Source organism: Staphylococcus sp. GDY8P47P, assembly GCF_016892225.1.
Taxonomy (GTDB): domain Bacteria; phylum Bacillota; class Bacilli; order Staphylococcales; family Staphylococcaceae; genus Staphylococcus; species Staphylococcus borealis.
This window is the reverse complement of the sequence record NZ_JAFENV010000005.1, coordinates 156,162-179,029: the sequence shown is the minus strand read 5'-3', so window position 1 is coordinate 179,029 and position 22,868 is coordinate 156,162. Positions and strand designations below refer to the sequence as shown.

The following is a 22,868-nucleotide window of genomic DNA, read 5'->3' as shown; positions in this document are numbered from 1 at the left end:
AGTGGATAAAAACTTTATGGTTCGCATCATGGCTAATATACGCGATTTTCAGAACAACGTTAGAAAAGCGCAGACTTTAGCTAAAACATCTATTCCAGATGAGATTGAAACTGATGTAAGAGCTAACATCAATCAATTCCAACGAAACCTCCAAAGAGCCAAAGCAATGGCGCAACGTTGGCGAGAACATAAGGTGGATATCGACGGGGACACCAACCCTATAAAACGTGCGATATCTTTTGCTAAAGCAGAATTGCAACGTATTCGTGATAAACGAGTAGATATTAAAGGTAATAACGACAATTTAAAGCGTTCTGTAATTGGCGCTAGAGCTATGCTAGCAATGTTGCATGATAAAGTGGTGCACGTCAAATTCGAAACTAAAGGCATGACTAGAACGCAAGTGTTAACGAGAGCATTAAATGACTCGTTAAAAGAATACGGCGATAAAATGGACGCTTTAGCTACTAAAATTAGAACGATCGGTACTGTTTTTGGTCAACATATTAAAGGTGTAATGATAGCTAGTATTCAAGGGTTAATACCTGTTATTGCTGGTTTGGTTCCAGCTATCATGGCTGTGTTAAACGCAGTTGGCGTATTAGCAGGCGGTATATTAGGCTTGGCAGGTGCGTTTAGTATCGCAGGTGCAGGCGCCTTTGCTTTTGGCGGTATGGCAATTAGTGCTTTGAAAATGCTTAAAGACGGCACACTGCAAGCTACCGCAGAAACTAGACGATATCAAGCGTCTTTAGATCAAGTTAAATCTACTTGGGAAAGTATCATCAAACAAAATCAAGCGCAGATATTTAATACTTTAGCTAACGGTTTAAACACAGTAAACGTTGCTTTAAGTCGTATGAAGCCATTCCTTGCAGGCGTTTCTAAAGGTATGGAACAAGCCTCTAAGAGCGTACTTAAATGGGCTGAGAACAGTCAAACGGCGTCTAAATTCTTTAATATGATGAATACAACGGGTGTAAAAACATTTAATACTCTATTAAGTGCTGCCGGACGTTTTGGTGACGGTTTGGTTAACGTATTTACCCAATTAGGACCGTTGTTTTTATGGACTGCTAAAGGCTTAGACAATTTAGGTAAAAAGTTCCAAAACTGGGCTAATAGCGTAGCCGGTCAAAACGCTATCAAAGCATTTATCGAGTATACAAAAACAAACTTACCTAAAATAGGGCAGATATTCGGTAATGTGTTTGCTGGTATCGGTAATTTAATGGTTGCATTCGCACAAAACAGTGCAGGCATCTTCGATTGGTTAGTTAAAATGACCGGCAAATTCAGAGAATGGTCTGAACAAGTCGGTAAATCGGAAGGCTTTAAACAATTCGTTAAATATGTACAACAAAACGGTCCAGTGATTATGCAATTAATTGGCAACATTGTACGTGCATTAGTAGCGTTTGGTAAAGCTATGGCACCTATTGCAAGTGTAATACTTAAAATGGTGACTGCCTTAGCTGGTTTCATTGCTAAGTTGTTTGAAACACATCCAGCCATTGCCAGAATGATTGGTATTGCCATGATACTAGCCGGCATTATGTGGGCATTACTAGCTCCGATTATCGCAGTAAGTACGTTTATAAGCAGTGGTTTCGTTGCTGCGTTGATACAAGCGGTAGGACACATAGGAAGATTTTTAGGTGCTGGAAGAATACTTCAAGGTATTTTAAACATCTTACGTGGTGCATTTAGCTTATTAGTTAGTCCAATAGCTAATATAGGCAGATTATTACCATTATTAGGCACTGCATTTAGTGCTTTAACTGGTCCCATCGGAATAGCAATAGGAATTATATTAGCACTTGTCGGCGTAATCGTTTATCTATGGAAAACTAACGAAGATTTCCGAAATATGATTATTGATGCGTGGAATGGAATCGTTGGTGCCATTTCTGGTGCAATCAGTTCTATCATTGGCTGGTTTACTCAATTGTGGTCATCTATCCAACAAACACTACAACCTATCATGCCGATTTTACAGCAACTAGGTCAAATGTTCATGGATGTACTAGGCGGCCTAGTCATGGGCGCTATTCAATTATTGATAGGCGGTTTTCAATCGCTATGGATGATTATATCCGTTGTGTTTACCGCAATTGGTGGAATTATTTCAGCTACTATTCAATTAATCGTTGGTTTATTTACAGTTTTTATTCAATTATTGACCGGTGATTTTTCTGGTGCATGGCTAACTTTACAAACCACGATACAAAACGTAATGACTACTATTTGGAATACGATAGTATCAATTTTTAGTCAAATTTCTCAATTTATATTCACAACACTAAATTCTATACTTGGCACTAATATTACTAGTTGGTCGCAAATTTGGTCGTCAACTACTCAATTTGTCAGCCAAATTTTCTCAAGTGTCGCACAATGGTTTGGTCAAATGGCACAAGCTGTTTGGCAAAAAATGGTGCAAGCGTATAACTACGTCGTAAGTACCGGATCTCAATGGGTTAGTTCAATTTCATCAACTGTTTCTAATTTCTTTAGCCGAGTTTCTAGTGGTTTTATGCGAGTAGTTCAATCTGTTTTCCAACATATGCAACAAGCGTATCAAAGAATTGTATCTGGTGGCTCTCAATGGATATCAGCTATCATCAGTGCAATGGCTAGATTTGTTCAAAGCGTGATTAGCGGTTTTTCTAATGTGACTTCGCAAGTCCAAGCAGGAATGCACCGCGCTTATAGCACAATCATTGGTTTTGTCGGCCAATTTGCTAGTGCCGGAATGGACTTAATGCGTGGTTTAGTTCAAGGAATCATGAACGGAATGTCATGGGTAGTCAATGCAGCCAAGAATGTAGCGCAAAATGCAGTCAATGCAGCTAAAAGTGCCCTAGGTATACACTCACCTTCTCGAGTATTTAGAGGTATAGGTCAATATGTATCTCAAGGCTTAGGAATGGGTATCTTAGCTGACCAACACAAAGCAGTGAATGCAGTACGTAGCGTAGCTAGTAATTTAACTGACGCATTTAAACCAGAATTATCAACAAACCTAACAGACGGTTTAGGTGGTTCGTTAAATGGTAGTGTGGACGCTCACATGACTAAAGATGTACAACACAGTATGCAAGAAAACAATCGACCTATCGTTAATATAACAGTTCGTAATGAGGGCGATGTAGAGTACATTAAATCTTACATCGAAGAACAAAACGGTAAAAACAATAGTATGGGCTTGTAAAGGAGTGTTATTATTGATTGCTCACGACATAGAAATAATTAAAGGTAATAAAAAGTATAAAGTCAGTAATAACACTTTTACTGGCTCAGTTTTAGAAGTAGTATCCTATGACGTTAAAGGTTCAGGATATGATCGTGAATACAGTACAGTTAATGGCGCGCAAGGTAGATTTTTCAACTCTGTCTATGAAGAAAAGAAAACAGTTAATCTTAGATTGCGATATCAAGTAGACAAAATGGCTCAAGTGGCACATCTTAAGTCAAATTTACAAGCATTATTACGTGGTCATTATTATTTACGTGAATTATCTGCACCAGACACATCTATTAAATATGAAGATATATTCAACACACAACCACAAGAATTTGAACTTGATTATGTAGACGGTAGACAAATTTTTGTTGGTCTAGTTAATGCGATTTCAATCGATACCACACAAACAGCTGGTGAGTTTGAACTTGAATTTGAAACCATTGAGCTACCTTATTTTGAAAGTATTGCTTATAGCACTGATTTAGAAAGTGAAAGTAGAAGTGTTGAAAAATGGGCAGTATCGGATAACTTACCGTTTAATGTTAACGATAATAAACGTAAATATACTTTCCACGATACAAAAATATGTAATGTTTATTATGCTGGAACTGTTGAAATCAATCAAATTAATCAAGATAGCACAGTTGAAGTGACTTTAGCAGAAAACGTATCTAAAGATGACAAAAACGGTACTACTTTTTATATGGTTGAAAGTGGTGATGTTATTAATATCAAAGGCTTAGAGTTGAAAGCAGGCGATACTATCAAATTTGACGGTATCCACACTTTCAGAAACGGTTTAAACATTGATGCCTATAATGTGAGCAGACGTAACCCTACTTTAATACCTGGTTGGAACACGTTCAGAAGTACCAAGTTGATGCAAAAAGTCGTGTTCGAACACAAAGAATATTATATGTAGGGGGTGACGATATGACGGTATTATTAAAAACATTACAAGGTTACGGTCAAAATTTACCGGTCGAAACGGAATTAAATATTAAATTATCTGACACAGATAGTACGTTAACGATTGTAATTGACGAAAATAAAGGTACGTTCGATGCTATTGGTGCGATTACAAAAATGTGGACAATAACAGGCGTTGCTGGTCCTGAAGATGAAAACGAGTATCGTATTGTAATGTTAGACAAAGAAACTCGAGGTCAAAAAAGCAGATTAACGATAAAAGCTAGACCAGTAGAAATTGATGACCTAAATAATAATCGTGTGTACGAAATTTATAACGGTAGTTTTACTGGCAAAGCGTATTTCGATTTAGTTTTTAAAGGTACAGGATACAAATATAACTTACATGCTAAAGTATCATCTTCGAAATTTGAAAATCTTGGTAATTGCGATACAAATCTTGATTTATTTAAAAAAGGTTTGGAACGATATTCACTAGAATATGAATATGACGCAAAAACTAAAACGTTCCATTTATACGATTACATCGAATACAAACCAGAGTATTGGATAAAAGCAGGTGTAAACGCTAATAATATCAAAATACAAGAAGATGCTACTAAATGTTTTACGTTTATAAAAGGTTTTGGTGGTTATACAGATCAACAAACTTACAATGAGGCAAGTTTGCAATTTGAATATACGTCACCGTTAGCTGATGTTATCGGAAAAAGACATGCACCACCTGTTCAAGATGGAAGAATTACAAAAGAAGATACTTTAAAAAAGAGTATGGAAAAGGTTATTAATGATAGTATCAAAACATCTGTAACACTCGATTTCGTTTTATTAAAAAAGTATTTTAAAAATGCTATACCTAGGGTTGGCGATGTTGTTAAAGTGATTGATGATTTAATGGGTTTGAATGTTGATTTAAGGATAATCGAAATCACAACCAAGCGTGATATAAATGGAGATATCATAAAAATGGATTTGGTACTAGGTGAGTTTAGATTGCAAGATAGATATGTAAAAGCGGTTGGTAAAGCTGCTAAATATGTTACTAACTTAAAAACAAACAACCCTGCTAAAACACAACAAGAAATGCAATCTCAGACAAACGCCAACACAAAAACCACACAAGATTTATTGGGTAAAACAGATGATTTGCAAGCAAAACTTGAAAAAGCGAATGCTAAAAGTGTAACTACTTCAAATGGAACAATTGTACACGATTTCTCAAGCAAATCTAGTATCAAGAAGGTTAAAACAATAGGCACGATTGGCGATAGCATTGCCAAAGGGTCGTTGGCTAAAAACAATTTTACTCAACAATTAGCTAAAAAGATTAAAGCAAAATATACTAATCTTGCTGAAAGTGGCGCTACCATGAGCGATATTTACCAGCAAGCTACTAAAATCAAAGGTGATTTAATCATCATACAAGGTACTGATGATGATTGGCTCAAAAACATAGATATAGGCACTGATAAAACGGATATAAAAACGTTTTACGGTGCCTTTTATAGTGCAATTGAAGTTATTAAAAAGAACAATCCTAAAGCAAAATTGTTGGTAATGACACCTGCAAGACAATGTTATATGGAAGGTTCTAAAGTTAAACGTAAAGATACTGATAAGAATGATAAAGGTAAAGCTTTGATTGATTACGTTAACGTACAAGTAGATATTTGCAATGACTTAGATATACCCGTATTCGATGCTTATCGTTATGAAGGATTTAAACCATACAGTCCGGCTTTCAGAAAATCTAGCATGCCTGACGGCCTTCATTTTAACGATAGAGGGCATGAAGTGATTATGTACGAATTAATTAAAGATTACTATCAATTTTATGATGAATAAGGAGGTTGTAAATGTTTATTACAAACGATTTAATTACAAGTTTACATTCCATTTTTGGTTCAAAGTTTAGAGAACAACTCGAAAGCAATTTCTTTAAAATAAATAATTATCTAAAAAATAATGAAGAATATAAAAATGAGCATAAATCGAAAGAAAAAAACGCTCATTTATCTGAACAGATTAAACATGACAAAACTAATGTTCACAATGAATTACTAAGATTAAATGGAAGAATAGAAAACCAAATCATCGGAAGAATAGGAGATAACGCAGAAATCAGCGATGCTAGAGTCTCGATTGATGGAACAAACTTCCCGATTCTTGAGAGTAGATTATATTACGATTTAACTAGAATTAACAAATTAGCAGAAATAGCAGATGAGCTTTCAAAAAAACATGAAGAAGCAATAAATGAGACGGCTTATTATAATGAAATCACTTATATTAGTGGTCGGAAATTTGATACGTCATACAAAATTGTACACATACCTCATAAAGATAATGAAGGTAATATTATCAAACTTAAAAGAGGAATTTTAGGAAGCGACAAGAGTCATCCGGAACATATAGTAGCTACTGAATTTTCTAAAAGAAGTGGTGCAACATATGTTTCAAACGCCTCAACTGGAAGTGGCTCTCGTTTAATGTTGCATGGTCAACAAATTTATGAAGGCGAAATATTAGATAGTGTTAAAGATTATGAACCATTAAAAACTAGATGGACATTAGCAATCGGTGATGATAATACTTTAGAAGCTTTTCAACCTTCAGTAGATGCTAAAACCATTAAAGATAAAGGATATAACAATACTGTTAGTGGTTTTGGTCCACTTATTTCTAATGGTGAAATTGTATATAAAAAAGGCGATTACAGTGATAATTCAGAAGAATCGCATCCTAGACAGGTAATCTGCCAATTATACAATAAAGATCTTTTGTTTTTTACTTGTGATGGTAGAGCAAAAGCGCAAGGTGTTTATCAAAAAGGAATGACACTCACTGAAGTAATTGAAACACTAAAATCTGAATACAATATAGGAAAAAATGGAATCACATTTTCTTATAACTTAGATGGCGGGGGCTCAAGTTCTTCAATTCTTAGAGGTAGACGATTAAATAAAGTAACAGATAACAATAATAAATCTGAACGTAAATTACTAGATTTTCTTTATATCGGCAAAGAAAAGAAACAACCAAGAGATAATGATTTACAACAAATACACGATGCTATCGGTGATATTAGACAAGATTTTCTATTTTTATACGGCCTTTATATGAATATTAATTCTATTAATAATAAAGAACTCATCCTTAGCGATGGTGATAAAGGATACGCTGGTATCGTTTTAAACGATAGTAAAGGTGAACTGATGACTAAACTGTATTTAGACACAAGGTTGGCTTTTTATAATTATAAAGATAAAAAATCTTATTTTATAGCAGATAAAGATAAAATTTGGCACAATGACAGAATGTTGGGTAGACATTATAGCAACCCTGAAGCGATTGATAATTGCAACAACATTCAATATGGTGGTGATTACCAAGTTCTTAGTAGCGCTAAAGGCTCACCATATCCCGGCATTTCATCTTCTTTAGTAACACACAAAAATATAGGTTCATTAGAATTTTCTAAAGCTACGTCAGCGTTCCAATATGCTATACCATTTTCTAGAAGTTCAGCAGTAAAATGTAAACGAAGAACTTACACTAAAAAAGATGGTTGGTCAGAATGGTTCGATTTTTAAGAAAAAGGAGTGTTTAGATGCACAATAAAGATGGTTATATGCAATTAAAACTAACTTCAAAAAAGCAAGATCCAGTAAATACAAATGTTGTTTTTTACAATACTGACACAGGCACTGCAACTTTAAATTTTATGTTGATAGAAGATGATTTACCTTTAATGATTAGCCAAAAAAATACGCATACTTTTTTAATATTAAAAACAGCTCCGGATCATTATATTGTAGATGACGTTGAGTATACAGATCCTATCAACGGTAAAGTTTCTTATACAATTCCAAACGATTTTTTATCACTTCCTGGTAAAGTACATGGTCAGTTATATATTGGGATTCGCGGGACGGATGAAGTTTTAACTGAAGTAGATTTTTATTTTGAAATCAAAGATGCGGTAATTAACACAATACCGACCGTTGATAAAATCAAAAGCATCAGAACGTTTGCAGAATTAGAAAAAAACATTGCTTTAAAAGTAGAACAAATTGAAAGTTATTTAAAAAATAGTGATAAAAGCTACAACGATTTAAAAATGCAACTCGAGAATGGCATCAGTTTGATAAACAGAACGAAAGAGAACGCTATAAAAGATGTAGATTCTTCCAAAGCAAACGCTACATCAAGTATCATTGAATTAAAAGACAAAACGCTTAAAGAAATGGATGACTCTAAAAAAGATATAATCCAAAGTGTAAATTCGATCAATACTAAAAATACAGATGATTGGCAAAAAATATCTTTAACTCAATCGAACGGTTCAACCATTTCAATATATGACTTAGATTTTGACAATCCTACTCAAATTAACAAATCTGGTTTTTATTACTTATACAACCCAATTAACGGACCAATAGATAAAAATGGAATGCTTAGCGTAACTTATACCAACAGTAATTACATTAAATTTATATACATGCCATATTCATCAAATGATATGTTTGTTCGTAGCAAAGTTGGCGAGGGAAATTGGTTGCCGTGGCAAAAAATAGAGTCGACCGAAACATCACGAAAATGGTTAGGAACTTTAGACGGGGATATCTTCAAATTAAAAGCTGGTTTATACGAATGTTATATCTCTAACAACAAAAAAGGTACAAATTCACCTAAGACTGATAACACATTAGATTACAACGCTTATATTGATGTTTACGATACTACTAAAGGTAAGTTAGTAGAATTTTATGATTTGAAAAATAACGATAAATATAGAGGAACTTATGATAAAGGGACGAATGTTCTTAGTTGGAAAAAAGAGTATAGTCACGCCGACAATGTTCAGCCATTTTATGAAACGGAATGGATTAATTTTCAATTAGAAAACGGAGTTAAAGATCGTTCGCTTAATTCCGATGTAGAAAAGTTATATTCAAACCAATATAAAGTAGTAAAATCATTTAATGTTACACAAGTGTTTTTTAGAATAAACATTAGCAATCTAGTTAACTCTATCAGTAATGATAATACTATTGGTCGTATTCCACCAAAATTAGTAAAAGACTCTCAAAGTTTTTATATTAGAAGTAGTATCACTAGGTCGCCAGTAATTTGTACGATAAAAATCGACGGTACAATTAAAGTTTATGTAAATAGTAATGATAAATCGAATTGGACAAATGAAGATTATGCAATCGGTTCAACGTCATGGCTATTAGATAACGATGATTATTTTGCTAAAAAACCCACTTCTATTTATATAGAAGGTGAAGGACCTGACGATTTAGAAAATACTAATTTTGTACCTAATATAACAGGGATGGTTTGATATTATTTTTGAAACGGAGATGATATTTTGACTGAAATTTATTACAGTTATAATGGAACACCACACATTGTTATAGATGCATCTGATTTAAAAACTTTACCTAAAAAGGTAACACAAACACCACCACCTAACGGTATCTATTCACCATATATTTTTGATGAGGTAAAAAATGAGTGGATTGGTGGCACACTAGAAGAATACAAAAAGAATTACAAAAGCGAAAACGAAACGTCCGAACCCAAAAATGATGAAAAGGACATCGTAATATCAACTCTATTACAACAAAATTTAGAACAACAAACACAAATTGAAGAAATGAAAAAAGATATGGCTACCGTATTAGAATTATTGGTTGAAAAAGGAAGTGTTGATGATGTACAGAATAGTTGAACGATACTATAACATGGGGTTATTCCCGTTAGAAAAAGTTAAGCAATCTGTTACAGTTAAATGGATTACTAAAGAAGAATATAAAGAAATTACCGGTCAAGATTACGAGCCACTAGCTGAATAGCTGGTGGTTTTATTTTGGATAAAAGCAGGTGTTATATGAAGAACAATATGAAAGATTTAACACTGGCCGAAACTATAGCATCAATAATGGTTTTTAGCTATGGTTTTAGAGAGTTTTTAAGGGGGTTCTTTTGGTTCAAAGAACAAGATGACGTTTTAGATGATAGTTCTTTTTATCTAGCGTTACATCATATTATGCCTATTTGGAGTTGGGGAATTGTTGTGATGTTTGCAGGTTTAATCGTAATGATTTCATCTATATTCCTTGCATCAAGTGATCAAAATACTAAATTTAGCAAACTTATTACATTTGGTGGTTTTTTGTCAGCTATTCTCTATTTTTTGATGACCAGTGCAAGTATTTATCACTCAATCAACTGGCTCACCACTGTACATATGGGGCTAATGTCAGCAACAGGTTTTGTTGCGTCCTTTGTTGGAGGTGCTGACTTATATGCCAGACGAAAATAAGTATGTGCTACGTCATGAGTGGGTTAAATCAAACGGTGATATATATGAAAAAATTAATGAAAATGATAAAAAGAACATCAAAGAAATAGGCGAGTTAAAAACGAAAATTGAGACGCAAACCACATTACAACGGCAAACCTATGAGGCTCAAAAAGAGACCAATTACAACATCAAAGATTTAACCAAAGTTATGACCAACGTAGGTAATGAAATGACCGATATTAAGTACAAAGTTATGTCTCATGACGAAAAAATTGAAAATATTCAAGGGACGATAGAAACAAAACAAAAAGGTAGTGTTCAAATCATTGTAGCGCTCATAGGTTTGGCCGGTACTTTAGTGGGTGCTGCCTTTGCTTTTGCACAAGTCTTTTTTTAAGTCGACTTTAATTAGTCGGCTTTTTATTTTGGAGGTGGATAAATGGGATTACCAAACCCGAAAAAACGAAAACCTACAGCATCAGAGGTTGCAGCATGGGCGAGAAGCAGGATAGGTAAAAGGCTAGATGTCGATGGTTATTATGGCGCGCAATGTTGGGACTTACCTAACTTCATTTTCAAAAGATATTGGAATTTTTTTACAACAGGTAACGCTATCGCTATGGCATGGTATCGCTATCCTAGAGGGTTTAAATTTTACAGAAATACAGCGTCATTTGTTCCCAAGCCTGGTGATTTTGCTGTTTGGGGGACAGGTTCATTTAACAACGGTACAGGTCACACAGCTGTAGTTGTAGGACCAAGTAACCGCAATTATTTTACTAGCGTTGACCAAAATTGGCGAAATGCCAACGGCTATACAGGTTCTCCTGGTTCGTTAGAAAAACATAGTTATTACGGTATTAGCGGGTTTGTTAGACCACCATATCAAAAAGAAGTTAAAAAGAAACCTAAACCAACAACTAAGCCTACTAAACCTGTACCTAGTACATCGCCTACACCAGACAAAAATACCACTGAACAAACAAAGCCAACTACCAAAAAAGTTAAAAAAGTCCAATACACTGACTTTCTATACTCTCTAGATAAAGAATTAGAATACAACGACCATTTAATCGTAGATGACGGCAATTTGATGACTAAGCCTAAAGGTATATACATCAAAGAATGTCCTCATTTGCGTGATGTTGAAGAGTTGTATTTGCAACGTAATAGGTTTGTTAGCAAAGATGAATATCCACACGTCTATATTGATCGTGAACAAATATGGACCCCAAGACCACCTGATACAGAGGCGCCCTCACACCCAGGTTGGTTAGTGTTAGAAGTTTGTGGCGCGCAAACAGAAAGCAAACGCCAATTCATGCTAAACCAACTACAAGCGTTGATATATGGTGTGTGGTTAATGAGTTGGTCAAAAATTAAGCTATCTGAAAGCACAATTAAAGCCGACCCTAATATATGGCGTTCGATGAAAGATTTAATCAATTACGACATGATAAAAAACGGCATTCCAGACGAAAGTAAGTATAAAGAAGTCGAGAGCAAGATTATCGAGATGTATCTCAAAAAAGATAATTTACTAAAAGAGAAAATAGTGACGACTACAAGCACAAAAATAATTAAAATTAAATCTGATAAAGAGGCTAAAACAACTAAACCGACAGTTACAACACCATCTACTTCTAAATCTAAATCAAAACAAACTAAAGCTAAGGTTACAGTAGAAAAGAGTGGGTTTACATTTACTCAAGCGCTTAACTTACAGATGAGTAGAGGGTACCCACAAAAAAGTAATGGTTATAGTTGGTACTTCCCTAGCCGTTCAGCTGTTAGTGCAGCGATGAACCCTACATCTATATGGAATAGCTCATCACAACGATACCAGATGCTTAATTTAGGCAAGTATCAAGGTATTAGCGTATCAAAATTGAATGTTATCTTAAAAGGACGTGGAACGTTATCAGGTCAAGGTAAGGCGTTTGCAGACGGTTGTAAAAAATATAACATTAATGAGATATATTTGATTGCGCATGCGTTACTGGAAAGTGGTAATGGTACAAGTAACTTTGCTAGTGGGCGTTATGGTGTATATAACTACTTCGGTATAGGTGCTTATGACAACAACCCTAACAATGCTATTGCTTTTGCGCGTGGTAGAGGTTGGACGACACCGGCAAAAGCTATTATCGGTGGCGCTAAATTTGTTAGACAAGATTACATCAACAAAGGGCAAAACACATTATACCGTATGCGTTGGAACCCTAAAAACCCTGCCACACATCAATATGCAACAGACATACGTTGGTGCGAACATCAAGCAAGTACAATATACAGTTATTACAAAAAAATAGGGTTAAAAGGTCTCTACTACGTTAGGGACAAATATAAATAAGGCTATCTACTGTGAGTAGGTAGCCTTTAATTATTCAAAGAAGGTGCATATATGATAATCAAAATGACAGATGTAGAAACACATATCAACCCTAGAAATGTTGATATAGGGGATATTGGTAGTCGTTTCTACACAGAAGATGAAAACACTGCATTTATCAGAATTAGAATCAATTACGATGGACAACCAGTCAATCTAAACGATACTGATATGAAACCGAAACTAGATTTGTTCATGCAAGATGGCTCTATATTCATTGATGAGCCTACAGAAATGTTAATCGCAGAAAGTGGATTGATTCAATACAACATACCTACTAAAGTCATCAAACATGCTGGTAGAGTATCGTGTAAATTATTCATGGAAAATTCTAACAAGACTATTCACGTAGCTAATTTTACGTTTCAAATTATTGATAGTGGTATAGAAAATGCGGTTACTAAAGTTGTAGACGAAAGTATTTTACAATCATTAATCAAAAAAATTATGCAAGAACAAGGTTATCACACACCAGAAAACCCTACAGACCATAACGACAATACACCAATTAACACATCTTCAACATCGCAACTGAATGGCTTAACTGGAGTGTTTATTGGCGATAGTATTACAGAAAAGAACTTCAGAACAACTACGAATTACCATCAATTCATTGCAAATAGAACAGGACTAAAAAACGTAAATATGGGAATTAGTGGTACTGGTTATCAAGATAGAAAAAATGTGGCGTACGATATCAAAGAACAACCAGATTTTATAAGCGTGTTCTTAGGTACAAATGACTGGGGATTAGTTGGCGATAAAATTAGACCGTTAGGAGATCCAGATAATATATCTCCTAGCACTGTTGCAAGTGCAATCTACTATACTTATAAACAACTAACAGAGCAATTTCCAACAACGCCTATTGTAGTCCTAACGCCATTGCCAAGATTGGAATGTAATCCAATGAATGAACAACAAAACAAAGCGGATTACACACTAGGTGACCTTGTAAATGTAATTAAAAAGGTTGCTAGCAAATTCTCATTGCCAGTTTTAGATTTATATCACGATAGTAATTTGAAAGTATGGATTGACTATGTTAATAAAACATATTTTTCATACGAACCTGGTAAAGAAGATGGATTACATCCAAATGCAAAAGGTCATGAGTTTATATCTCATCAAATACAATCGTTTTACGAAAATTTTGCGGTAGTTTCTCCTAAGGTTGAGTATAAGAAACCTAAACGAAATGATGAAACATTAGATAATGGTGCAATAGTAAGTTATATAACACCTAAGTCGATTTATTGGAAACCAAAACAAAGTTTAATTCTAAATTTTGATAAATCTACTTTAGATTTAACAGGTCGAAAAATCATCAAAGTAGAAAGTGATAATGGTAGTTTAATCAACCAAATGGGTATGACTGCAAATTCACCTTTCTGGTATACAATCCCAGATTATCCAGATGGTTCTCAATACAACAGAACTAAAGAGGTTATAGAATTCACAAACACATTAGAAACAATGGACTATACAAGTGGTCGTGGTTATGAATATTTACCGACAGTCTTGAAAGTTACGCATGTTGACGCAAACAGTAAGGTTGTAGGTTCGTATAGTGATACTGATGGAATGTCTACGGCAACTAATAGCGAATCTCCAAAAGTTGATGTTGATAGTCCTTTATATCGCACGCCTAAATCAGATAAACCAGATGAAGATTTAGGCAACGGATTATTTGCCACTTATTTATATCCTAAAAGAATGTTTTGGATTAAAGGACAAAGTTTCGCTATCAATATAGATCCTTTCGATATGAATGTAGAAGAAATTTATATAAGTAGTATTGAAACAGCCACAAGTAAAATCGGCAAACCTAGCAGTGTATCTGTAAACACACCGGCTTATTATCAATTGAACAATTACGCAGATGGCAATGATTATAATAGATTAACTGAAATTACAAACTTCTTAAAAGATGTACCAATTGAAACGTCGACATCTAGCAGAATAGATTATAAACAGATAGAATTAAAAATCATTTATAGCAAAACACCTATAAAGACAACTGCGACCAACAATACCACTACAGTCACACCAGTAATACCAATAGCTAACAGTGACGGCACATATACTGCGACGCTCACACCTACTGGCATTTATTGGAAGAATGACCAAAGTTTTACAGTGAATGTAGATTCTAAAGCGTTAGATTTAACTAATAAAACTGTTACGAAAATAGAGTATCAAAACAAAACATTGAATAATGCTAGCGCTATATTTAGTAACTCTCCTACTTGGTACACGGTGCCTAAGTATAATGATGGAGAAATGTATAACAAAACATCTAGCGTTCAAGACTTCGTAAATGTTTTAACACAAGAAAGCGTTGATACTAACGGAAGAGTTAAATATAAAAATGTAGAGATTAAAATAACATATAAATAATTTAAAGCTAACCTTTAAGGTTGGTTTTTTATTTTGAATAAGGAGTGAAAGAAATGGAAAGTATTATCGCATTTGCAACAGTGATTTCAGTTATCACAATCGCATTAACACAATTAGTTAAGCAAGCTGGAGTACCTAAAAATATTGTACCTTTAATAGCTATTGGTATAGGTATCGTTTTAGGTGGTATTACAGCTTTTATTCCCGAAATTGTAACAGAGTTATCAATTGGTGGTCGATTGCTTGCTGGTTTAATAAGTGGGCTAATGGCTACTGGTATTTGGGAAACAGTTCGACCACGTACAGGTTCAACTAAAGATAAAAATAATAAAATTGGTGGAGGTCGTGCATAATGGCAGAAAAATGGAATGGCGTTCCCGTTAAATATGATTTTTTACCGATTGGGACACGTAGAAGTGGGCAACCCTTAACAAGTAAAAAACCATTATTTGCGGTAGCACATGATACAGGTAATCCTGAAACAACAGCACAAACAAACGTGAATTATTATAAAAATACGTATATGATTGATTGGTCGATTGTTGCTAGCGCTCATATATTCGTTGATGATAAGGAATGTATTGTCTGTATTCCAGTTACCGAAAAAGCATGGCATGTTTTATACAATACACCGACAGACAATCAATGGTATAACGCCGATGCAAATGATGTAGCGTTTGGCGTGGAAGGTAGTTACTTCCCTAGTAGTCAAAAACGTTCTCGTAAGTCATTAGATAATATGGCACGTGTATTAGCTTATTTATGTAACTATTGGGGCATTGATTACAAAACAGAAGTGCCGGGACACCAAGACATTCAAGATGATAAAATTGATCCCGGAAACTTATTAGAGGCTTGCGGATATTCACGAAACGTTAAGCATCTAGATAAACAGATTGCTAAATACATCAATGGTGTTAAGTCCTCACCAAGTAAGAAACTATCAACGAAAACAAACAAAAAGCCGACACCTTCGCCACAAAGTGTGGTTAAGTATAAACAAGCAATTGAATACATGCACAGCTTGAAAGGTCAGTTTGTAGACTTTGATAATATGTATGCTTTTCAATGTGCTGATGTCGTTGTAGACTTCATATATCATGTGACAGGTGGCGTAAGATTTTATGGTAATGCCAAAGAATTGCATACTTTAAATGCTATGCCTAAAGGTTGGAAAGTAGTTAAAAATACAAGAAATTATGTTCCTCCTATTTGCGCTATTGCAGTGTATACTGAAGGTATTTATAGAGAATGGGGACATACAGGTTTAGTTTGGGACAATTCGGGTGGTACAAATACATTCACAATCTTAGAGCAAAACTATGATGGAAATGCCAATACACCAGCTAAATTGCGTGAAGATGATTATACAGGATTAACCCACTTCATTGTTCCAGACTTTGCTGATGATAGCGTAGATTTAACAGATATTAAAGAAGTTAAAACAGCGACACGTAAATCAAATGGATCATTGACTATAAATGCAACGCCTCCTAAAAAACTTACATGGAGTAACCAACCATACTTCAAAGCTGTTGCAGATAATGCTGGTGTAAGTATTTGTAGACCAAATCATAACAATGTCATGGTTGTTACAAACGAAACATACAAACCGGGTGAGGTATTTTATGTTTATGAAATTCGTGATGGTTGGGCTAGAGTATACAGTGCTAGCAATAACGGTTTTGTATGGTATGAACGTCTTATCGTTAAAGATATTTATAAAACTTCAGGTGGAAGTAAATTAGCGAATAAACCGAACAAACAAATAGTTAATCAGAAAAACAAACTAGATAGCACTACTGGCTTAAAAGTAGGTAACATTCCTCCTAAAACGATGAAGAAATCATCTAAAGCTAAATTTAGAGCAAGAGTTGACCATTACGGAGCCACTTTAGTTAAATTTAAAGGCAAGGAATGGTATACGACAAACGACGTATATAGAGCAGGTTATAACCAATTCTATGTGTTTGAAATTAAAAACGGTTGGTGTCGTGTTTATTCTAAAAATAACAATGGTTATATTTGGCATGAACGTTTAAGAATTACAAAAGTGTATTAACATGTTATAGTAATAGTACGACATTATACAAAGATCTCCAAATTAGGGTAGTCACTAGGACTACCCTCTTTTTTATGCTATAATTAAATAGAAATTGCGGTACACATCTGCGGAGTGTACTTGAGGTTAACTGTTGCGACGGTTGCCTATTAATTATGTTATAATTAACTTACAAGGGTTTTGCGCCCAGTTAAAAATTTAATGATCTTTTGGAACAACTCGATTGAGCATGTTCCCTTCTAAGCTACCTAACATGTCACTGGGTAGCTTTTTTATGTTATAATAGATACATGCCCAATTTGTGATAGTAGAGATTTTTAAGATTTATTTATGAGGTTAAACCACGTTCTTATGAGCGTGGTTTTTTATGTGAGGGACTCGGGTCCCTAAAAAGTCCCTAAAAATTTGTATTATATGGTGTGTTATTAATAGGCAAAATAAAAAGAACCCCGTCGTTATGGGATTCTTAATTTCGAAAAGTGTTTAATTTTCGGTTAATAGCGTCCTGGGAGGGATTCGAACCCCCGACCGATGGCTTAGAAGGCCATTGCTCTATCCAGCTGAGCTACCAGGACATGATTTTTTAACACAAGAATAATTATAGCTAAAGAAACCTTATTTATCAATAGCTTTGATATAAAAAAAGTTTATATTTTTCACTAATTATGCGTATTTGTAACTCTTGCGAAACGAATTGACCAAAATTAGACGTTAAACCTTCTATAGGCTATCTGCCGATTTTGAATTTCAACGTTAGTCATCAATAGTAGTACGATGAAATGCGTGAACAGAAATGGTATTGATAAAGTAATGTCGTTTAATTAGTATTATCATTTATTAATACGCGTTTATTTACGATTATGCTTTGTTTTATGGATGAAAATAGACACAGATTAACTTAGCAAGGACTATAATTGATGAAATAAACTGTTTAAGCGAGGGTTTTATAATCTAATTTTAAGCGAATGTAAAGGTATTGTAAACGTTTGCAGAATTGTCTGATTTTGTACAACATATATGAATGCCTAAGTGTATTCTAAGAAATCAAATGCCTACAGTTTTGATGTTTAATGTTTGAGTTAAGAAAGATAGAACGCAAAACGAACAAATCGGTATATAGTATAAGTATCAAAACGATAGGTAAACAAAAACTTACCAATTCATCGTTTTTAGTTTTAAGAAATAGCTTAATGTATTTCGAACAAACGAGTGCATTAAGATTCAAATATTCTAACTAAAAAGAAATGGAGCGATTTAAATGTCAAAATTAGTACAAGCAATTTCAGATGCAGTTCAAGCAGGCCAAAACCAAGATTGGGCTAAATTAGGTACAAGCATTGTAGGTATCGTAGAAAACGGTGTTGGCATTTTAGGTAAATTATTCGGATTCTAATATTTCGACTAATAACATTTCATTAAAATATAAATCTACATTATAAAGGAGATCATTATCATGGAAAAAATCGCAAACGCAATCAAAGGCGCAATTGAAGCAGGCCAAAACCAAGACTGGACTAAATTAGGTACAAGCATTTTAGATGTAATTTCTAACGGTGTAACAGAATTAAGTAAAATCTTTGGTTTCTAATATCTTAAAACATACAGTTTAAATATATAAATAAAAGAAATGGAGCGATTTAAATGTCAAAATTAGTACAAGCAATCTCAGATGCAGTTCAAGCAGGCCAAAACCAAGATTGGGCTAAATTAGGTACAAGCATTGTAGGTATCGTAGAAAACGGTGTTGGCATTTTAGGTAAATTATTCGGATTCTAATATTTCGACTTAAACATTTCATCTAAATATAAATAAACAGTACAAAGGAGATTATAATCATGGAAAAAATCGCAAACGCAATTAAAAGTGCAATCGAAGCAGGTCAAAACCAAGACTGGACTAAATTAGGTACAAGCATTTTAGATGTAATTTCTAACGGTGTAACAGAATTAAGTAAAATCTTTGGTTTCTAATTCAACGCTTTTTTTAAACTTAGTTAATATCATAAATATACAAACAGAAATGGAGAGATAAATATGCAAAAATTAGCAGAATCTATCGCAGCAGCAATTCAAGCAGGTCAAGATAAAGACTGGGGTAAAATGGGTACTGACATCGTAGGTATCGTAGAAAACGGTATTAGTGCTTTAGGTAAAATCTTCGGTTTCTAATATACATTTTAAGTCATATGGACCAGGGCAAGCGCTCTGGTCTTTTTTTAATTTATAGATCAATTTCTGTTAAAATACATAGTAGTAAATAATGAGTAAGGATGAAACGATGAAATATAATACAATTCTATTAGACTTCGATGATACTTTAGTTGATTTTTATGATGCTGAAGATAAAGCATTTCATAATATGGCAAAGCATTATCAACATTATCCAACAGCTGAAGACTTTCAATTTTTTAAACAAATTAATCAAGCACATTGGGAGGCATTTCAAGAAAATAAACTTACTAAAGAAGAAGTTCTATCCCACCGTTTTATTGAATATTTTAATCATTATGGTATAGAGGTTGATGGCAAACAAGCGGATATTATGTTTAGAGATGAATTAGCAAAGGCACCTATTAAGCACTTTGATTCAACATTAGAAACGATAGATCGCTTAGCTCAAAATAATGAACTGTATATCGTAACGAATGGCGTTACGGATACGCAAAAAAGACGTATTGCGCAATTACAGTTTAAAGATACATTTGCGGGTGTGTTTATTTCAGAAGAGACTGGCTATCAAAAGCCTATGATAGAATTTTTTGATTATGTGTTCGATGAAATAGGTGAAGCGAAACGAGAAAGTGCCATTATCGTAGGAGATTCGTTAACTTCAGATATATTAGGAGGCAAAAATGCTAATATCGCTACATGCTGGTTTAATATAAGAAACAAGAAGAACACCTCTAACATAGAGCCGGATTATGAAATTAAATCATTAGACGAATTAGTTAAATTAATTGAAATGGATAATGAAACATAGCTGAGTGCAGGGCTTAACGTAGAAGGCTCCGAACAGAGACGTCACACATATGTTAAGTTGAGCTAGTGAGCTATTAATTCTCAGTTATTCAAAAATTGAAGCCAGTAAATGAATTAAGTCAAAACACATTTACTGGCTTTTTTCTAGTAATTGAATTTTGGTTTTATATAGAAACGATTTGAATCACTTTTTTGTTCACGTTATAAAACGATTATTTAGGAGACCAAACAAGTACATCGTGGCCTTCAGGATTTTTGGCATGAACATCCTCAAAATCTTGATTGATTAAAAAGTTTTTAGAATTTTGACGTGCAATCGCTTTGATAGGCATATTATAAGATTTGGCGTAATCAATGAGTGATTGGCCGTATCCTTTGTTTTGGTACTTCTCTAATACTTCCAATTTCCATAATAGTAAATAGTCGTCAAATTCTGGAAAATAAATTTCTTCAACATCACCTTTTTTTAACAACGCCATACGCGCAACAAGGTTTTCACCATGGAAAATGCCATAGAATGGTGAATCGGAACTAGCGTCTATCATTTGACCTTGTAGTTCTTCTACCATGTATAAATCTTTATTTCCAAACGCTCTAAAAGCTTCAAATAACTCGTCTGTTTTATAATTTATTTCAAGATGTTTAACTTCACTCATTTTCATTATCCCCCTTATTTCTTTTGTTTTATTATAACTTAAATAATATGTAAATATCATTCAATTATATTTACCTTAGCAAAGGCATCTTTTACAATACTATTTATAATTTTTTAAGCCGTAAAATTGTCATATAGTGCTATAATCTTTATACTATATGAGTAATAGCTATGTTGAAGGAGTATGGATATGGACTGTCGAGTAACTCAGTTTAAAGAAAAAGATTTATTTATTTCAAAATTAAAAGAAAGTGACAAGCGATTATTAGCGTTTTATCAGTATGATTCTGTTGCATCATCTAGCTTCACTGCTAGAATGGAACGTCCAAATAATGGTAGAGAACAACAATTAGCACAAATCATTAAAGACCATATGGCAGATTTAAAATTAACGACTTCTCAACTAGAGCACATAGAGGCGCTTGGACAAGGTGCAAAAGTAGTCATCGGTGGTCAACAAGCCGGTCTATTTGGTGGACCTTTATATACGTTCCACAAAATACTTTCAATTGTTACGTTAAGTAATCAACTAACTAAAGCATACGGTGAAACGGTTGTACCAGTATTTTGGATTGCTGGGGAAGATCATGATTTTGATGAAGTCAATCATACGTATGCATATAATGCCAATGAGGCACAATTAAAGAAAGTTAAATATCATACAATGACACCACCAGAAACTAATGTTTCAAGATATACACCTGATAAAGAAGCGCTACTTAATGCATTAAATCTTTTCTTCAAAGAATTAAAAGAAACTAAGCATTCTAAACCTTTATATAACTTATGTGTGGATATTATTAATACGTTTGATACATGGACAGATATCTTTAAAGCTTTATTACATGAAGTCTTTAAAGATTACGGTTTGTTACTCATTGATGCACAAAATAATAACCTAAGACAACTGGAGAAACCATTATTAAAAGAAATTGTAAATCAACACACTAAAATTGATCAGGCATTTAGACAAACACAAGAACAAACTATTGAGGCTGGGTTAATACAAATGATTCAGACTGACACGAATGTTCATTTATTCCTTCATGAAGATGGGATGCGACAATTAATAACAAGAGATGGTGACCATTTTAAATTAAGTAAGTCAGAGAGCACTTTCTCAGAAAAGGAACTCATGGAATTGATAGAAGCTGAGCCAGAGCGATTCTCAAACAACGTTGTCACAAGACCAGTCATGGAAGAATGGTTATTCAATACTGTAGCATTCATAGGTGGCCCAAGTGAGATTAAGTATTGGGCAGAATTAAATGGTGTGTTCCATTTACTAGATGTTGAAATGCCTATTGTTTTACCACGTATGAAAATCACTTATATGATGGAGAGAACAGAAAAGCTATTGAAGCAATATAATTTGAATGTTGAAAAAGTAATTCAAACTGGTATTGATGATGACAAAAATAAATTTGTACGAGAAAAAGCATCCAACACCTTCATTCAACAAGTAGAAGAATTGCAAGCCAAACATGACAATGTATATGAGCAATTATTAAATGAAGTTCAAGGGAACCAAGACAATTTAAATTTAGTTACTAAAAATAGAGACATTCATAATAAACAATTTGATTATTTACTTAAGCGCTATTTATTAAATATTGAACGAGAAAATGATATTAGCATGAGACAATTTAGAGAATTGGATTTCGTATTACATCCTCACCACGGACTGCAAGAAAGAATTTGGAATCCACTCCAAATTATGAATGATTTTGGGATTGATGTGTTCAGTCCCTCCACTTATCCACCACTTGAATACACATTTGACCAAATTATTGTAAAACCTTAATAAATCAGGCATTAGCCCTATTTTATCGGAATGATAAAATAGGGTTTTTTTGTATAGAAAAAAGAATTTTAAGATATTTTACAG

At 33.9% G+C, this 22,868-nt stretch carries 21 protein-coding genes and 1 tRNA gene; 20 read left to right on the top strand and 2 right to left on the bottom strand.

The features are described 5' to 3' along the window. Position 1: 1 nt before the first annotated feature. From JVV30_RS00860 to JVV30_RS00800, 13 genes are read left to right on the top strand one after another with little or no spacing between them, the layout of a single operon-like run. Positions 2-3,214 carry a phage tail family protein gene (locus tag JVV30_RS00860; RefSeq protein WP_204192962.1) on the top strand — a complete coding sequence of 1,071 codons (3,213 nt, stop codon included), beginning with the start codon at positions 2-4 and terminating at the stop codon, positions 3,212-3,214. Between the two features lie 13 nt (positions 3,215-3,227). Beyond that, complete coding sequence (locus JVV30_RS00855) at positions 3,228-4,169, top strand: phage tail family protein (protein ID WP_204192959.1); 942 nt, start codon at positions 3,228-3,230, stop codon at positions 4,167-4,169. Positions 4,170-4,180: 11 nt separating this feature from the next. Further along, on the top strand, positions 4,181-6,022 hold the full coding sequence (locus tag JVV30_RS00850; RefSeq protein ID WP_204192956.1) for an SGNH/GDSL hydrolase family protein: 1,842 nt from the start codon (positions 4,181-4,183) through the stop codon (positions 6,020-6,022). A gap of 11 nt (positions 6,023-6,033) precedes the next feature. Continuing rightward, positions 6,034-7,770, top strand: a complete 1,737-nt coding sequence (locus JVV30_RS00845) for a phosphodiester glycosidase family protein (RefSeq protein ID WP_204192952.1) — start codon at positions 6,034-6,036, stop codon at positions 7,768-7,770. 17 nt (positions 7,771-7,787) lie between these two features. Beyond that, positions 7,788-9,527: a BppU family phage baseplate upper protein gene (locus tag JVV30_RS00840; protein WP_204192949.1), complete on the top strand. Its 1,740-nt coding sequence runs from the start codon at positions 7,788-7,790 to the stop codon at positions 9,525-9,527. Between the two features lie 27 nt (positions 9,528-9,554). Then, complete coding sequence (locus tag JVV30_RS00835; RefSeq protein WP_204192946.1) at positions 9,555-9,917, top strand: hypothetical protein; 363 nt, start codon at positions 9,555-9,557, stop codon at positions 9,915-9,917. Further along, on the top strand, positions 9,898-10,041 hold the full coding sequence (locus JVV30_RS00830; RefSeq protein WP_233663324.1) for an XkdX family protein: 144 nt from the start codon (positions 9,898-9,900) through the stop codon (positions 10,039-10,041). Before JVV30_RS00835 ends, JVV30_RS00830 begins: the two co-directional genes overlap by 20 nt. Before the next feature lie 35 nt (positions 10,042-10,076). Then, positions 10,077-10,511 carry a hypothetical protein gene (locus tag JVV30_RS00825; protein ID WP_053019258.1) on the top strand — a complete coding sequence of 145 codons (435 nt, stop codon included), beginning with the start codon at positions 10,077-10,079 and terminating at the stop codon, positions 10,509-10,511. Then, positions 10,495-10,890, top strand: a complete 396-nt coding sequence (locus JVV30_RS00820) for a hypothetical protein (protein ID WP_204192943.1) — start codon at positions 10,495-10,497, stop codon at positions 10,888-10,890. Before JVV30_RS00825 ends, JVV30_RS00820 begins: the two co-directional genes overlap by 17 nt. A gap of 42 nt (positions 10,891-10,932) precedes the next feature. Further along, positions 10,933-12,846 carry a glucosaminidase domain-containing protein gene (locus JVV30_RS00815; RefSeq protein ID WP_204192940.1) on the top strand — a complete coding sequence of 638 codons (1,914 nt, stop codon included), beginning with the start codon at positions 10,933-10,935 and terminating at the stop codon, positions 12,844-12,846. A gap of 51 nt (positions 12,847-12,897) precedes the next feature. Then, entirely contained in the window at positions 12,898-15,285 is a 2,388-nt protein-coding gene (locus JVV30_RS00810; RefSeq protein WP_204192937.1) for an SGNH/GDSL hydrolase family protein, read from the top strand. Between the two features lie 53 nt (positions 15,286-15,338). Then, a complete protein-coding gene (locus tag JVV30_RS00805) occupies positions 15,339-15,638 on the top strand; it encodes a hypothetical protein (RefSeq protein ID WP_048681864.1) in 300 nt (99 codons plus the stop codon). Further along, entirely contained in the window at positions 15,638-17,347 is a 1,710-nt protein-coding gene (locus JVV30_RS00800) for a peptidoglycan recognition protein family protein (protein ID WP_204192934.1), read from the top strand. The genes JVV30_RS00805 and JVV30_RS00800 overlap by 1 nt, the downstream gene beginning before the upstream one ends. A gap of 501 nt (positions 17,348-17,848) precedes the next feature. Here JVV30_RS00800 and JVV30_RS00795 read toward each other — a convergent pair. Continuing rightward, positions 17,849-17,922: transfer RNA gene (locus JVV30_RS00795), tRNA-Arg, on the bottom strand. Positions 17,923-18,605: 683 nt separating this feature from the next. On the opposite strand from JVV30_RS00795, the gene JVV30_RS00790 reads away from it, so the two are divergent. From JVV30_RS00790 to JVV30_RS00765, 6 genes are all read left to right on the top strand, one after another. Then, the gene (locus tag JVV30_RS00790) at positions 18,606-18,740 is read left to right on the top strand and encodes a phenol-soluble modulin PSM-beta-3 (RefSeq protein WP_011276028.1); all 135 of its coding nucleotides are present in this window, start codon (positions 18,606-18,608) and stop codon (positions 18,738-18,740) included. A gap of 60 nt (positions 18,741-18,800) precedes the next feature. Continuing rightward, on the top strand, positions 18,801-18,935 hold the full coding sequence (locus JVV30_RS00785) for a beta-class phenol-soluble modulin (protein WP_070855429.1): 135 nt from the start codon (positions 18,801-18,803) through the stop codon (positions 18,933-18,935). Between the two features lie 53 nt (positions 18,936-18,988). Next, a complete protein-coding gene (locus JVV30_RS00780; RefSeq protein ID WP_011276028.1) occupies positions 18,989-19,123 on the top strand; it encodes a phenol-soluble modulin PSM-beta-3 in 135 nt (44 codons plus the stop codon). Between the two features lie 59 nt (positions 19,124-19,182). Further along, entirely contained in the window at positions 19,183-19,317 is a 135-nt protein-coding gene (locus tag JVV30_RS00775) for a beta-class phenol-soluble modulin (protein WP_070855432.1), read from the top strand. Between the two features lie 63 nt (positions 19,318-19,380). Next, on the top strand, positions 19,381-19,515 hold the full coding sequence (locus tag JVV30_RS00770; protein WP_070855434.1) for a beta-class phenol-soluble modulin: 135 nt from the start codon (positions 19,381-19,383) through the stop codon (positions 19,513-19,515). 109 nt (positions 19,516-19,624) lie between these two features. After that, on the top strand, positions 19,625-20,326 hold the full coding sequence (locus JVV30_RS00765) for a YjjG family noncanonical pyrimidine nucleotidase (RefSeq protein ID WP_053029180.1): 702 nt from the start codon (positions 19,625-19,627) through the stop codon (positions 20,324-20,326). Positions 20,327-20,537: 211 nt separating this feature from the next. Here the strand turns inward: JVV30_RS00765 and JVV30_RS00760 are convergent, their stop codons facing one another. Then, positions 20,538-20,981, bottom strand: coding sequence for an N-acetyltransferase (locus JVV30_RS00760; protein WP_053029181.1), 444 nt, complete (start codon positions 20,979-20,981; stop codon positions 20,538-20,540). 189 nt (positions 20,982-21,170) lie between these two features. On the opposite strand from JVV30_RS00760, the gene bshC reads away from it, so the two are divergent. Further along, on the top strand, positions 21,171-22,784 hold the full coding sequence (gene bshC, locus JVV30_RS00755) for a bacillithiol biosynthesis cysteine-adding enzyme BshC (RefSeq protein WP_204192931.1): 1,614 nt from the start codon (positions 21,171-21,173) through the stop codon (positions 22,782-22,784). Positions 22,785-22,868: the final 84 nt, after the last annotated feature.